This window comes from Amycolatopsis roodepoortensis (assembly GCF_024628825.1).
GTDB lineage: Bacteria > Actinomycetota > Actinomycetes > Mycobacteriales > Pseudonocardiaceae > Amycolatopsis > Amycolatopsis roodepoortensis.
This window is the reverse complement of sequence record NZ_CP102415.1, coordinates 1100529-1113884: the sequence shown is the minus strand read 5'-3', so window position 1 is coordinate 1113884 and position 13356 is coordinate 1100529. Positions and strand designations below refer to the sequence as shown.

Here is a 13356-nt window from a genome sequence, read left to right as displayed (position 1 = left end):
TGTGTACAGAACGGACGAAAGTTAGTCCGAACGGTCCCTCGGCTAGAGTTGCGGCCGGAGCGTGGGGAGGGCGAGTGACCAGGGGATCTGACGAGTCCCGGCTGCGTTCGGCCGTTCTCGCGCAGGCTTGGGAACGCATCGACGGTGTGGAGGTCCTGTCGTCGGCCGACGGCGGTCCGCTGACCCGGACGATCAAGAAGATCATCGACCCGCTGGTGATCCGCACCGCAGCGCGGCCCCGGCTCGGCCGCCCGGTGCTGGATCCGGCCACGGCGGCCGAGCTGACGGAAATGCTGCTGGCCGACGCGGACAGGCTGCGCGCGACGGCCGCGTGGTTCACCCACCTCAAACGGCAGCGCCGCGCTCTGCGCATCACGGCGGGCAACGTCCAGGACGTGTGTTTCCCGCTGGCGTACGAATTGGCGACAGGGTTCGGGTCGCCGGGACCGGACGCGGCGGAGACGGCCGCGGCGGCGTTGCGGGACCTGCACGGTGAGGGCGGCGCGGTAGGCGTCGATCAGCTCACCGCGTACCTCGCCGATCCGCGGCACTCGGCTGGGTTGACCGCCGAACTGCGGCGCCGCTGGCACGCCGAACCCGCCGTACCACAGGACATCACCGCGCTCCGGGCGTTCGTCGACGGGCTTTCCGACTCCACCTGGCGTGCTCTCGCCGATTCGGCCGCCGGGCACGCTCTCGGATTGATGTTGCGGGAGCCGGGCGGAGCCCGCGCCTTGAGCGAAGTCGTCCAAGGGATTTCCGGGCTGCGCACACCGGATCTCGGCCTGCAGCGCGGGGATCGCACCGCCGTCCCGCCGCTGAACCGCAGCGGCGAAACGGGCACCGAACTCCTGGAGCGCAGTGTCGAACGGCGGGTACGCGCGACCCTGCGCCGTCTTCCGCCGGACGAGCGGGTTTCCGTCGAAGACCTCGTCGACGACGAACTCACCAGGGTCGCCGCCGGATTCGGGCTCGGTTTACCCGCGCTGGCCGCGTGTTTCGCGCTCGGTGTCGTCCTCGCTCCCGCGTTGCGACCGCTCGACGGCGCGGCTCCCGCCGGGGTTCCCGAATTCGCGCGGCAGCTCAATGCGCAGGTCGCCCGCGAGGGGTACGTCCTGCACGCACGCCGAGCCCTGGCCGGTGCCACACCGCTCACTCCGCGGCCCGACGCCGAACTCCTGCGCGATCTTCGCGAGTTCGCCAAGCACTTCCTCGGCAGGCTGTGGGTCCGGCTGCACGGTTTCGACGTCCGCGGCGATCTGCCCGGCGATGCCGCCGATGTGCGCGACCTCGTCACCGGGGTGGTCCGCTCGACCTCGCTGGACTTGCGGACGAAGGTGCGGCGCGCGCTCATGGCCCGGCTGCCGGATCTGGAGGCCGTGTCGTGACGCATCCGGTGCACACACCAGTCATCGCGGCCGACGGCGCGCTCATCCGCTTCGCCTTGGCCGACCTCCTCGCCGGCCGGACCGCCACGATGCACGTCGAACTCACCGACGCGGGGGCCGCCGAACCTTGGCTGACGCGGCTCGTCGGCGCGGAAGCCACGTTCGTCGCACTCGGTCGAGGCCAAGCGGAAGTCGCCGCCCGGCCGGAACTCGGCAGGCTCGCCTTGCTGCTGTGGCTCCGTCGCTGGTGGCCCGCCGGCCCGTCGCTCGGGATTCCTTCGCTGGACCCGGCGTTGCTGGACCTCGAAACGGCGGTCGCGACGGCCGACGTCGAGGACCTGGCCGAAGGTCTTCTCGACGGGTTCGAAGCTTCCCCGGCCGAGTTGTTCGACGCGGCGATCGCGGAGGACGCCCTCTTGGCGGCGGCCCCGCCGGTCGCGGAGGAAGTCCGGGGACTGTGCGCCCGTCTCGCCGCCTGGTTCGACGGCGAGGACGACGTCGTGCGCGCCGAGGCCGCGGCGGAAATGTCGGCCCGGCTGGAAAAGGCGACACCCGGCCAACGCGCGTACGCGCTGGCCGCGGGTCTCGATCCGCTCGCACCCGGCGAAGGAGTACTGGCGGCCGGACACGCGAGCATCGACTGGGCGCGGGTCCCACCCGGGATCCTGGACGCCGGCGAGGACACGGTGACCTGGCGGATCGTCGCCGCCGCGGCCGCCGCCAGGCTCGAAGTCGTCGTCGCGGGCGCGTTCGCCGACGCGGCCATCACCGCGTTCGCGAGGCACGCGGGCGAGCTGTTCGCCGAGGTGCCGCTGGAGCTGGGCCCGGGGCGTTTCTCCGGCACGGCGGAGCTGGACGAAACCGCGACACGGCTGGCCGCCGGAGTCCATAGTGGACAGATCACGGTCGCCGTCGGCGTCGCGGACGAGGGCGTCGCCGGGACCACGGTGGAAGACCGGGCCGAAGTGGTCGCGCTCGTCCGGGCGCGTCCTCCGGCGGCCAGGACGCTCGCCGAACGGGCGGCGGCCGCTTCCGCCGACGAGGAGTTCTGACGTGCTCGTCGGCATGCCACCGCCCCGGAACCGGCCGGACCGGCCGCTCCCGCCCGAGCTGGGTCCGGCGACCTCGCACGGCTACAACTGTCGCTGTGTCGCGCGGTATTTCGGGCTCGACCCGGCACCGTACGGCGAGCTGCCCGCGTGCTCGCTGTCCGAACGCCAGTACCGGAAGCTGCTCGTCGACGCGGTCAAGCTCCAGGACAAGGCCAAACGGCTCGCCGTCACCCGGGACGTCGCCGGCGCGCACCGGGCGTACGGCAAGATGCGGGAGATCGCGCAGCGGCTCGACCGGACGGATCTGGACCTCGCCGCCGTCAGCGACCTGGCCACCGTCTGCTATTCGGCGGGTGACCTCCGCAACGCGAGACAGTGCGCCGAGGCCGTCCTCCAGGCCTTCAAGGTGAGCACCACCGCCATTGTCCACTATGGACAGTACGTCGAACTCCGGATGATCGAAGGCTCCCGGGAGGTCGCCGAGCGCGTGCTCATCTCCTTGTGCACGGAGGAAGGTGACGTCGCCAAGGCGCGTGAGCTGATCGCCGGGCAACGCCACCGGGCGGCGCTGCGCAAGGCCGAGGGGCCGGACCAGTACCCGCCCGAGCTGCTCGACGTGCACGGCGCGGACGAACTGGAGCTGCGGATCTTCGACGTGCGCGTCCAGATCGCCGCCGGGGACATGGCGGGCGCGCGGGCCGCGATCGAGGAGATCCTGACGGCGCTGGACGCCATCGCGGAGATCGACGAGGTCCGCGGGCAAGTGGCGGCGCTGCAGGCGATGGCACGAGCCGAGCGGGCCCGTGTCCGGCAAGCGGGTGGCGAAGACGCCGACGCGCGCGCGGATCTTCTGCGGCTGAGCGCGCAGCACGAAGGCCGTCCCTTGGCCGCAAGGGCGAGTATCGAATTGGCGGCCGACCGGGCCTTCGGAGGTGACTTCCCCGGAGCGGTCGCCGCGATCGTCGCCGCCCGCGACGAACTCGCGGACGCGGGCCTGAACGGAGATGTCGCGGAGGCGAGCCACGCGCTGGGCACCCTGCTCCTGATGGCGGGTGACGTCGCGCAGGCCAGAGCGCAGTTCGAGCACGCGGGAAAGATCTGGACGGCCAACGCCGACGTTCCGGGCCTGCGGCGTCTCGACGTGGCGCTGGCCCGCTGCGCGATGGCCGAAGGCGACTGGGCGAGGGCGAACGACCATGTGACCCGGGCCCGGGAGTCGACGCGCACGTCGGGGGACTGGCCGGACCGCCTGCACACGGATTTCGTGGCGGCCACGATCGGCTTCGCCCACGGCGAAGACCTCCCGGCCGTGCTGGATCTGCTGCTCCCGCTGGCGCTCGCGGCGGCGGAGTACCGGTTCGAGTTCACCTCGCCGCAGGCACGCACGGCCTGGGCTCGCGACGTCGCCGGGCCGGCGACCGAAATGCTGATGGCGCTGCTGGCCCGGCTCCAGGAACCGAGGCTGGCGGCCGAGCTGATCGAGCGCACCTGCGCCGTCGGGGCGTACACGGGCGTGGAGGGTCGTTCGCTCGATCTCACCGGCGGACTGCCGGCTCTCGAAGTGGGTCCGGTCGCCGAAGGACTTCCGTTGGCGGCACTGGGTTCCGTGACGTCGTCGCTTCCGCTGCGGCTCGCCCCGCCACCCGCGCTGCGCTGGTCACCTTCGTCGCCCATGGAGCTGGACCCGTGGCTCCGGCTCGCCGCCGAGCGGTATCGGCTGCCGCGCGCGGTCGCCGAAACCGTCGAGACCTGGCCGTCCGCGAAGCCCGGACGCGAGACGTTCCTCCTGCGCTACGCCGACGCCGGCCACACCTTCCTCACCTGGCGGACCACCGAGGACCTCGACACCGTCCACACCCATCCGATCGAATTCGCCCTGGTCGCGACCGCTCGCCAGTGCCTGGACGCCGCGTCCCCCACACCGCGGGAAGGCGAGAGCGTGGCCGACGCCGTCCGCCGCTCACTGAGCGAAGACGCCTTCGGCAGCTTCGCCGGTGAGCAACGCCTGGCGCGTGTCCTCGCCCTCAACCTTCTGCCCGCGGACCTGGTCGAGAGGCTTCGGCGCGCCGAAACCCGCCCGCTCCTGCGGATCCAGCCGTCTCCGAGCCTGGCCGGTGTCCCGTGGGGACTGCTGGCCCTGCCCGACCGGCGGGCCGGCCACGTTCTGGAGATCGACGAGATCGGCCTCTGTTTCGATGGTGACGAGCGCGTTCTCGACGTCGCCGACGTCTCGCTGCTCGCCCCGGCCGCGATCCCGCGCCGTCCGCCCGCCGCCGACGGCCCGCCGATCTACCTGCTCGACCCGCGGATCCCGGGCCAGAGTGCGTTCGGCGAGCTGGGTTCCGTGCTCGGCAAGCAGGAGCCGGCGTCGCCACTGATCCGCCACCTCGACGCGCGGCTCGCGGAAGGCCCCGTCCTGCCCGCCGCCGGACGCGGGCTCGATCTGGTCCGCCGCACCGACACCGACCGCCGTCTGCTCGCCGAACTCCTCGCCGGCCCCTGTTCGCGGCTGGTGTTCGTCGGGCACGTCAGCCGGGTCCGCGACGAGTACGGCGCGCAGACCGCGCTGCATCTGTCCTGTTCCGCCGATCTTCCCGGCACCGCCGCGCCGATCGGAACGCACCGGCCGTTCACCGCCGCCGATCTCGCACTGTCCGAAATGGACACCATGCCCGCACGGGTGGCGCTGATCGGCTGCGCCAGCGCGAGCGATTTCGGCCTGGCCGAACCGTTCGGAGTACTGCTCGCCGCCGTCGCCGCCGGAGCGGGACTGGTCGCCGCCACGGTCTGGGCGCTGCCGACCTCCGCCGCCGTGCCCGGTTCGGACCCGATGTCCGAACTCGTCATCGCCGTCGACACCGCGCTCGCCGGCGAGGATCCGGTCACCGAACTGTGCGCCTGGCAGCGGTCCCGGCTCGCCCGCTGGCGCGAGAAGCCCGAACCCGCGGCCTCGCCGGTCTTCTGGGCGGCGCTGACCTGCCTCGACGCGACCGACGACGGGAAAACCTGGGTTCGGTAGCGGACCGGTCCGCCGAAGCTGTGTCCAGCACGAACGACACGGCGAGAGGCGGCACCCGATGTTCAAGAAGATCCGCGACAAGATCAACGACGCGACGCAGCAGGGCATGGCGCGGGGCGCGCAGGACTTCCAGCGCCACGCGGAGCAGTTCCGGCAGGCGGCCGCCGCGCAGGGCCACGACATCACCCCGCAGCTGCCGACCCCGCAGCTGGCCGCGCAGGCCTTCCGGAGCCTGAACGCCGACCCGGACATGGCGGCGTTCCTTGCCCTGCCGATGGACGAGCAACTGCGTCAGCAGCAGGAACTCCAGGCCTACGGCACCGAATTGCGGCGGCTCTACGACACCTGCGAGCCCGCCACCCTGGTGATCCGCGAGCTGGAGCCGACCGGCCGGAAGATCGCCGGGCAGGCGCAGTACACCGCGACACTCGAGGTCACCCGCGCCGACGGCACCACGTACCGGACCGTGACGCAGCTGATCACGCCGCTGGCGACGATCCAGCAGTACGCGCCGGGCACCCGCCACGAAGCCCGCGTCGACCCCGCCGACCCGGCGAAGGTCGCCGTGTTCGGCCCGATCGCGTAGGTGACCGCGATGTTCGGGACCTTCGAGTTCGGCCTGCCGGGAGACCCCCGGCAGAACCGCCGTCCCGGCCTGCGCCTGTGGCTGCTCGGCGTGCCGACGACGCTCGCCTGGGCGGCGGTCGGCTGGTCGGGCGCACTCGGGCTGCTGGACGGCTTCCGGCTGATGTCGCTGAACCGCGTCGACGCGTGGGGGCCCGACGCGGGCCCGGCGGTTTCGCTCGTCCTGTTCTTCAGCGTCTCGATCACGGTCGCTTCGTCGCTCGGGTTCGCGATGCTGTGGGGCGGCGGGATGTCGTTGCGGGGGATGGGTGTCGGCTTCCGGGCGAGCAGCCTCGCCGCGTCCCTCGGCATCGCGCTGGGCAGCGGCGTCGCGATCCCGTCCTGGACGCCACCCGAGGCGGTGGGGAAGCGGCTGCCGTCCGAACCATGGACCGAAGTGGACTGGATCGTCTACTACGAGCCGTATCTGGTCCCGGCGGTGGCCGGGGTGACCGCGCTGGTCATGATCATGGTGCTGGGGCGGGCGTTCGTCACCAAGGCGGAGGCGGACGACCGCGCGCAGGCACTCGCTCAGACCGGCAGGCAGGTGCTCGGAGAGGTGCTCGGCGTCGAGTTCACGAACGTCTGGGTGATGGGGAATCCGCGGTTCACCGTGCGGGTCCGGTTCCCCACGGACGGCGGCGAGCGGACCGTCGTGACCACGATGATCACCCCGCCGCTGCAGGCCCCCGCCCGCGGCTCGACGGTGAAGGTCACCTACGACCCGCGGAATCCCGACACGGTCCAGGTGGATCCGGATCCGGCCGATCGGGCCGCCGGAGGAAACTTCGGTGCGTTCCTGCCTCCGCTGTTCTGATCGCCCTCTACACTCCCGCGGATGGACGAACAGACGGCAGAGGTGTCCACCGCCCCGGCGGTGCGCAAGGCGATGATCCGGCTGGTCCCGTTACTCGGGCTGCTCTATCTGCTCAACTATCTGGACCGGGTCAACGTCGGGTTCGCGGCGCTCACCATGAACGCCGACCTCGGCATCAGCTCGGCCGCCTACGGGCTCGGCGCGGGCCTGTTCTTCGTCGGGTACTTCTTCTTCGAAGTGCCCAGCAACGTGATCCTGCACAAGGTCGGCGCCCGGATCTGGATCGCGCGGATCATGGTCACCTGGGGCATAGTCGCCTCGGCCACCGCGTTCATCCAGGGCGAGGTCAGCTTCTACATCGTCCGGGTGCTGCTCGGGATCGCCGAGGCCGGCTTCTTCCCCGGCATCATCCTGTACCTGACCTACTGGTTCCCGCGTAAGCAGCGAGCCAAGATCGTCGCGCTGTTCTTCCTCGCGGTGCCGCTCTCGTCGGTCATCGGCAGCCCGGTCTCCTCCCTGCTGATCAAGCACGGCGACGGTGTCCTCGGCTTCGACGCCGGCTGGCGCTTCATGTTCTTCGCCGAAGGGGTGCCTTCGATCCTGCTCGGCGTGGCGGTGTTCTTCCTGCTGCCGAGCAAGCCGAAGGACGCGAAGTGGCTGACCCCGGGGGAGCGCACGGCCTTGCAGTCGGCCATCGACGCGGAAGACGTCCGTGAGGTCGGCAAGGAGGTGAGCACCCGATCGGCGCTGACCGACCCGCGCGTGCTCGCGCTGAGCGCCGTCTACTTCGGGATCATCTTCGGTCTCTACGTGCTCGCGTTCTTCCTCCCGCAGGTGATCAAGGGCTTCCAGGAACAGTTCCAGACCAACTACAGCATCGTGGAGATCGGGCTCATCACGGCGATCCCGTACGCCGTGGCCGCCGTCGCCATGGTGTTGTGGGCCCGCCATTCCGACCGCACCGGCGAACGGGCCGGGCATGTCGCCATCGCCGCGTTCGTCGGCGCGGTCGCGATCGCCGGCGCGCTGTATCTCGGCTCGCCGCTGTGGGTGATGATCGCGGTGACCCTCTGCGCGGTCGGCGTGTTCACCGCGATCCCGGTGTTCTGGCAGCTGCCCAACGCCTTCCTGACCGGAGTCGGCGCCGCCGCCGGGATCGGCCTGATCAACTCCTTCGGCAACCTGTCGGGCTTCGTCGGCCCCTACCTCACCGGCTGGTTGCAGGGGTTGACCGGGAGTTTCCGCGCCGGGATGTGGGCCGTGGCGTTCTTCATGGCGATGGCGGGTGTCATCGCGCTGACCTTCCGCGGGAAGGACAAACGCGCGATCAAGTGAGGTGGTCGAAGTCGCCGTTCACCCACCGGATATGGGTTTCGGCGCTTCGGCGCACCACCGCGCGGGCGTCCCGGTCGATGGTGTCACCGCCGAGGGTGTAGAGGCGGTCGTAGGCGAATTCGTCGAGCCGGTCGACGATCCGTCGCACCACGGCCCCCGAAAGCGGGATGTGCTTGGGGAAGTTGCGCTGGAACGACACCCAGTCCGGCGCGAGCCCGCCCGAGATCGTGTCCCCGGCCAGGATGCTGCCGTCCGGCGTCCTGGCCACGGCGCTGCCGCGCATATGCCCGCCGAGCCGGATCAGTTCGAGGCCGGGCAAGGGTTCCACGTGCTCGTCCCAGAACTCGAACGCCGGATCGGGGGCGGGCAGCCATTCGCGGTTGCGTTCGTTGACCAGCACCGGGACCCCGCCCAGCGCGCGGCTCCAGCCGAGCTGGGCGCCGAACATGTGCGGGTGGCTGGTGGCGATCACGGCGACGTCGCCGAGCCCGCGCACGACGTCGAGCACCTCAGTGTCCAACCAGGACGGCGGATCCCACAGCAGGGTGCCCGCCGGGGTCACCGCGATGAACGACCAGTGCCCGATCGCGAAGTGGGGCTCCCGTTTGATGCTGTGCAAGCCGCGTCCGTGATCGCGGTGCACGGTCTTGTGCGGCGCGGAGATCAGTTCCTCGTGCGTCCACCAGCGGCCGGTGTGCGCGCCTAGGTCGCCGGCTTCCTCGATGCCGACCTCGCCGCGGTCGAGAACGCACCGGGGAGGCTCGGGGGTGGCGGGATGTTCGATACCGCACCTGTCGCAAATCCACATGATCGACAGCTTGCGACCTCCAGTGCGCTGGAGGTCAAGACGCGTCTTTCCCCCGGCTCGCCGAGCCGGGGGAAAGACGCGGGGATCAGCTGATGGTCGTCTTGCCGAGCACGGCGTCCTGGTCGGGCGGGTCGAGCGCGAGCTGGACGTCGAACTCGCCGAGCGAGCTGTCGGTGACGATATGCGAGGTCGCCGCGGCGTCCACGCTGCTGGTCGCCTCACCGGCGGGGGTGCCCGCGGGGACGGTGAAGTCGACCTTGCCCTGGGCGGTGAACTTCAGCGGTCCTTCGGCGGGTACCTCGGTGTCCGGGATCGGCAGCTCGATCGGGATCGAGATCTTCTGCTCGCCGAGCGCGATGTTCACCTTCGAGCTGATCGTGCCGGAGAGTTTCTTGGCACCGACGAGCCGGAGCCCGTCGCCCGCGGCCTGACCGGCGTCGACGTCGAGGGTGAACGGCACCGAAACCGGCTCCCCGGCTTTCGCGGCCGCCGGGATTTCCGCCTTCACGACCACCGCCACCTTCTGGTCGCCGATGATGGGGAAGCCGCCCTTGTACGTGAGATTCTTTTCGACGGCGGCAGCGGTTCCCGCCGCGGCGAGCATGACCGTCCCGGCGACCGCGGCCGCGATCCCGGCCGCGCAGAACCGCCGAACACCCTTCCGTACGAGGGTTTTCGTCATGTCTGGTCCTTTCGTCGTTGAATGGGCTCGAAACCGAATGTAGGTGGAAAGTCACCAACGAGGAAAGGAAAAGATCTCTCGCGTTTTCTTTACGCTTCGATCTTGTCATGTATAGGCGGAATGGCTAGTTCGGTAATTGTCACGTGGAGGCGGAAAGGGAAATTCCGGCGGCATTCTTGTCACCTCGGTGACAGGTGCGACGGCCGCGAGGCGAGCGGGCTAGTGTCTTGATCGTGACCGAACGACCCGAGCCGTGGCACCGCCGGACCCGCAGGTTCCTGCGCGCGACGGATCAGCGCGGCGAACTGGTGCGCGGGGCGCGGTTCCTCCGCGGGCTGGTCCCGGGTGACCCGCTGGCGCCGTCGACGGGCCGCTCGTCCGACCGGCTCGCCCGGCTGCTCGCCGAGGCGGGCGCGGACCGGCCCAGTGCCACCCGCGAGCTGGGCCTGGCCGCAGTGCAGGCCTGGCAGGCCGTCCGCCGGTCCGGCGCGCCGCCGGTGTCCGCGGACGGGATCACGGTGCTGTTCACCGATCTGGTCGGCTTCTCGACCTGGGCGTTGCAGGCGGGGGACGAGCGCGTGCTGGAGCTGCTGCGTTCGGTCGCCGAGGTGACCGAATCGGTCGTCACCGGGCATCGCGGCAGCATCGTGAAGGGACTCGGCGACGGCGTGATGGCCGTGTTCGCCGACCCGGGCGAGGCGGTGAACGCCGCCTACGAGACGTGCTCCGCCGTCAGTGTGATCAAGGCCGAGGGCTATCTCCCTCACCTGCGCGCGGGGCTTCATCGGGGGAATCCGCGGCGGGTCGGCGACGACTACCTCGGCGTCGACGTGAACATCGCCGCCCGCATCATGGCCGCCGCCGACGGCGACGAGGTGCTGGCCAGCGGAAGCGTCGTCGACGAGCTGGACCCCGGCGCGGTCATCGTGCGACCGCGCCGGAGTTTCCGCGCCAAGGGGACCCCGAAAGACCTCCGTGTCTACCGGGTCGTGCCTCGTTACTCCTCGTTCTAGCCGGGCAGGTCAGAGGTGTCGCGAAAGCCACTTTCGGGACGTCAGACGTCCCGAAAGTGGCTTTCGCGACATGAGCGTCCGCTCCCGGGCCGCGAGTCCTAGCCGGGCATCTCCGAAGGTTGTGAGTCCAGCCCCGGCCGGGGCTTCGTCCAGCCACCGCGCGTGAAGTCCGGCACCGCGACCGGCTTCCCGCCGCGAGCGAGGGAGACCACGCTCAACGGCACGGGGGAGCACCAGGCCGCCGAGTCGTAGACGTCGATGTCCGGTACCAGTCCGGCGCGCATCTGCTGCACGATCCGCCACTGCAGCACGTAGTCCATGCCGCCGTGCCCGCCGAGGTTCGGGTCGTCCTTGAGCTTCTTCCACAGCCAGTGGTCGTGGCGTTCGCGATACGGGCCGAAGTCCTTCCACGCGTGGCCGCTGTGGTCGGGCTCGACGTAGATGCGGGCGGGGTAGTCCTCCACGATGCCGCGGCTGCCGGCGAGGCTGTTGATGCGGCTGTACGGACGCGGCGAGCTGACGTCGTGCTCGGCCCGGATGATCCTCCCCTGCTCGGTCTCGATCAGACAGGTCACCAGGTCGCCGTTGACGTAGGTCTCCTTCCACGACGGATGACCCGGCGGCATGTGGCGTTTCCGGTAGTCGGCGAGCCCCTTTGGCTCGGTGGCCGTGGCGCGCAGCGTGGCGAACCGGTCGCCGCGGTTGACGTCCATGCAGGCCGCGATCGGCGCGAGACCGTGCATCGGGTAGAAACTCGCGGTGCTGCGGGTGTGCCACTTCCGGCGCCACGCGTCGGTGTAGTACGTGTCGGAGAACAGCAGTTCGCGCAGGTCGTGCAGATAACCGCCGTGTCCGTTGGTGACCTCGCCGAAGACACCCGCGTGCGCCATCTTGAGGATCGCCAGCTCGTTGCGGCCGTAACTGCAGTTCTCGGCGAGGAACAGGTGTTTGCGGGTCTGCTCACTGGTGTTGACGAGATCCCACAGCTGGTCGAGCTCGGTGGCGATGGGCAGTTCGACGCCGACATGCTTGCCCGCCAGGAGTGCGGCCTTGCCCTGCGGGTAGTGGAACTCCCACGGGGTGGCGATGTAGACGAGGTCGATGTCGTCGCGGGAGAGCATCTTCTGGTAGGCGTCGGCGGATCCGCCGTACTCGGCCGGGCGCGGGCGCCCGACGGCGGCGAGTTTGTCCGCGGCGGCCTTCGCGCGCTCGGCGCGGATGTCGCAGACCGCGGTGACCACGGCGCCCGGTACGGCGCTCCACCCGCCGATCATGGACATGCCGCGGTTGCCGAGACCGATGAGCGCGATCCGGACGGTCTGGTGCCGTTCGAACGGGACCCCGATCATGCTGCGCTGGCCGGGACGGCGGGGCGCGCTTTCCGCCTCTTCCGCGGCGGTCGCGCTCGTGGGGATCGCGGCGAGCGCCCCGGCGGCGAGCGCGCCACCGAACAGTGTCCGCCGGGAGACTGAGGGCAGGTCGGCCATGAAGAACACTCCTTCGTGTCGCCTTCGGTGCCCAGACCTTGTCCAATCGCCGCCGGATATGTCAAGAGATGCGCCAAAGTGCGCAGTAAACTGCACTAATGAGCAGTTTGAGTGCGTGTTCCTGGGTGTTTCGCGCAGCCCGGGTGCGCGTACACCCGGGCCGCGCCGACGGTCACCGGCGGATCAGCACCTGGTCGATCGACTTGCGGACCAGGTTCGGCACCACGCAGTCGTCCGCCGGATAACCGACGGGGATGACAGCGAACGCCTTCTCGTTCTGCGGCCGCCCGAGCAGCTCGCCGAGGAACCGCATCGGCGACGGCGTATGCGTCAACGCGGCCAGCCCGGACAGGTGCAGCGCCGTGAGCAGCATGCCGACCGCGATGCCCACCGACTCGTCGACGTAGTAGTGCTTGTGCTTGGTGCCGTCCTCGTCGAGGAAGTAACGCTGCTGGAAGACCACGATGAGGTACGGGGCGTCGGTGAGATGGGTCTTGACGGCGTCGGTTCCGAGCGGGCGCAAGGCGGACAACCACTCCTCGCCGAGCCTGCCCTCGTACGAAACGCGTTCTTCCTCCTCGGCGGCCTCCCGGATCCGCTGTTTGGTCTCGGCATCGCTGATGAGCACGAACGTCCACGGCTGCTGATGCGCGCCGCTGGGTGCCGTCGCCGCCACCGCGATGGCGTCCACCACCACCTGCTCGGGCACGGGGTCCGTCGAGAACATCCGCACGGTGCGGCGGGTGTCCATGCGGCGGCGCAACTCGGCGGCGGTGGCCAGCGATTCTTCCGCGGACACGCGCGCCGGACGGTAGGGCACCGGCTCGAAGGGGTCGCCGTAGGTCGGGGTCCACTGTGCTGTGGTCATGCTGCGATTCTGGCGGCGGACCCGGGTTTCGGAAAGCCCCGGAGCCGGGTTATGTCCCTGGGGTTATGCCGCCGTCTGTCTCAAGTGGACGGACACCGGTCGTCGTAACCGGCGGGCGTTTCCGGTACCCAGAGCGCCACTTAGTGGTCGTCGCGGCGTGGAGATAGGTATCCACTGCACGACTTTCGTCGGTGTCAGGTTCCTCTTGCGGCGCCTCAGAATCAGCACACCCGTCCCCATCGCGCGGCCGAACCCGGGCCGCA

11 protein-coding genes are annotated in these 13356 nt (G+C 70.3%); 7 read left to right on the top strand and 4 right to left on the bottom strand.

What is annotated here, in order from left to right; translation table 11 throughout:
- Positions 1-74: 74 nt before the first annotated feature.
- Genes NQK81_RS05315 through NQK81_RS05290 form a run of 6 tightly spaced genes read left to right on the top strand, consistent with a single transcriptional unit; the run spans position 75 to position 8235 of the window.
- The gene (locus tag NQK81_RS05315; protein WP_257487292.1) at positions 75-1388 is read left to right on the top strand and encodes a hypothetical protein; all 1314 of its coding nucleotides are present in this window, start codon (positions 75-77) and stop codon (positions 1386-1388) included.
- Entirely contained in the window at positions 1385-2440 is a 1056-nt protein-coding gene (locus NQK81_RS05310) for a hypothetical protein (RefSeq protein WP_257487291.1), read from the top strand. The genes NQK81_RS05315 and NQK81_RS05310 overlap by 4 nt, the downstream gene beginning before the upstream one ends.
- Position 2441: 1 nt before the next feature.
- Complete coding sequence (locus tag NQK81_RS05305) at positions 2442-5459, top strand: ATP-binding protein (RefSeq protein ID WP_257487290.1); 3018 nt, start codon at positions 2442-2444, stop codon at positions 5457-5459.
- Between the two features lie 58 nt (positions 5460-5517).
- Positions 5518-6045 (top strand): hypothetical protein, encoded by a 528-nt coding sequence (locus NQK81_RS05300; protein ID WP_126736976.1) that lies wholly within the window; start codon positions 5518-5520, stop codon positions 6043-6045.
- A 9-nt stretch (positions 6046-6054) separates the two neighbouring features.
- The gene (locus tag NQK81_RS05295; RefSeq protein ID WP_257487289.1) at positions 6055-6900 is read left to right on the top strand and encodes a DUF3592 domain-containing protein; all 846 of its coding nucleotides are present in this window, start codon (positions 6055-6057) and stop codon (positions 6898-6900) included.
- 21 nt (positions 6901-6921) lie between these two features.
- A complete protein-coding gene (locus NQK81_RS05290; RefSeq protein ID WP_126736974.1) occupies positions 6922-8235 on the top strand; it encodes an MFS transporter in 1314 nt (437 codons plus the stop codon).
- Here NQK81_RS05290 and NQK81_RS05285 read toward each other — a convergent pair.
- Together NQK81_RS05285 and NQK81_RS05280 are read right to left on the bottom strand one after the other, a co-directional pair.
- Positions 8228-9043, bottom strand: a complete 816-nt coding sequence (locus tag NQK81_RS05285) for an MBL fold metallo-hydrolase (protein ID WP_257487288.1) — start codon at positions 9041-9043, stop codon at positions 8228-8230. The genes NQK81_RS05290 and NQK81_RS05285 overlap by 8 nt on opposite strands.
- 85 nt (positions 9044-9128) lie before the next feature.
- On the bottom strand, positions 9129-9725 hold the full coding sequence (locus NQK81_RS05280; RefSeq protein ID WP_257487287.1) for a DUF6801 domain-containing protein: 597 nt from the start codon (positions 9723-9725) through the stop codon (positions 9129-9131).
- 227 nt (positions 9726-9952) lie between these two features.
- On the opposite strand from NQK81_RS05280, the gene NQK81_RS05275 reads away from it, so the two are divergent.
- Positions 9953-10738, top strand: coding sequence for an adenylate/guanylate cyclase domain-containing protein (locus NQK81_RS05275; RefSeq protein ID WP_257487286.1), 786 nt, complete (start codon positions 9953-9955; stop codon positions 10736-10738).
- 98 nt (positions 10739-10836) lie between these two features.
- Here NQK81_RS05275 and NQK81_RS05270 read toward each other — a convergent pair whose 3' ends face one another.
- Both NQK81_RS05270 and NQK81_RS05265 read right to left on the bottom strand, forming a co-directional pair.
- Entirely contained in the window at positions 10837-12225 is a 1389-nt protein-coding gene (locus NQK81_RS05270; protein WP_257487285.1) for a Gfo/Idh/MocA family protein, read from the bottom strand.
- A 172-nt stretch (positions 12226-12397) separates the two neighbouring features.
- Positions 12398-13093: a nitroreductase family protein gene (locus NQK81_RS05265; RefSeq protein WP_126736970.1), complete on the bottom strand. Its 696-nt coding sequence runs from the start codon at positions 13091-13093 to the stop codon at positions 12398-12400.
- Positions 13094-13356: the final 263 nt, after the last annotated feature.

Bases quoted from the DNA above. Each gene is read 5' to 3' on its own strand.
- NQK81_RS05290 (WP_126736974.1), top strand. From the start codon at position 6,922: ATGGACGAACAGACGGCAGAGGTGTCCACCGCCCCGGCGGTGCGCAAG.
- NQK81_RS05295 (WP_257487289.1), top strand. From the start codon at position 6,055: ATGTTCGGGACCTTCGAGTTCGGCCTGCCGGGAGACCCCCGGCAGAAC.
- NQK81_RS05300 (WP_126736976.1), top strand. From the start codon at position 5,518: ATGTTCAAGAAGATCCGCGACAAGATCAACGACGCGACGCAGCAGGGC.
- NQK81_RS05280 (WP_257487287.1), bottom strand. From the start codon at position 9,725: ATGACGAAAACCCTCGTACGGAAGGGTGTTCGGCGGTTCTGCGCGGCC.
- NQK81_RS05285 (WP_257487288.1), bottom strand. From the start codon at position 9,043: ATGTGGATTTGCGACAGGTGCGGTATCGAACATCCCGCCACCCCCGAG.
- NQK81_RS05265 (WP_126736970.1), bottom strand. From the start codon at position 13,093: ATGACCACAGCACAGTGGACCCCGACCTACGGCGACCCCTTCGAGCCG.
- NQK81_RS05270 (WP_257487285.1), bottom strand. From the start codon at position 12,225: ATGGCCGACCTGCCCTCAGTCTCCCGGCGGACACTGTTCGGTGGCGCG.